The sequence below is a fragment of the Paraburkholderia sp. SIMBA_054 genome, from assembly GCF_046534875.1.
GTDB lineage: Bacteria > Pseudomonadota > Gammaproteobacteria > Burkholderiales > Burkholderiaceae > Paraburkholderia > Paraburkholderia hospita.
The window spans coordinates 1-237 of the sequence record NZ_JAWRXV010001693.1 but is presented as its reverse complement, the minus strand read 5'-3'; the positions used below and the strand labels follow the sequence as shown (position 1 = coordinate 237).

Sequence of the window (237 nt, the reverse complement as noted above, 5' to 3'; positions counted from 1 at the left end):
GCTTTTCACGCAACTGCACACCATAGTCAGACAGACGCGGTTTACGCGCACCGTGCTGGCCAGGAGCTTGTTCAATTTTACACTTGGTATCGATCGCGCGAACGCCAGACTTAAGGAATAAGTCGGTGCCCTCACGACGGCTCAGCTTGAGCTTAGGACCCAAATATCTTGCCATTTTCTTTCTCCAACAAACCTGGAAAACGAGGCGTTATACGCGACGTTTTTTCGGCGGACGAC

Annotated in this window: 1 pseudogene; it reads right to left on the bottom strand. The window is 51.5% G+C overall.

Annotated features, from left to right (window positions below):
- Positions 1-175, bottom strand: a pseudogene (rpsD, locus tag SB822_RS60860) (30S ribosomal protein S4); the annotation flags it as partial.
- Between the last annotated feature and the right edge of the window lie 62 nt (positions 176-237).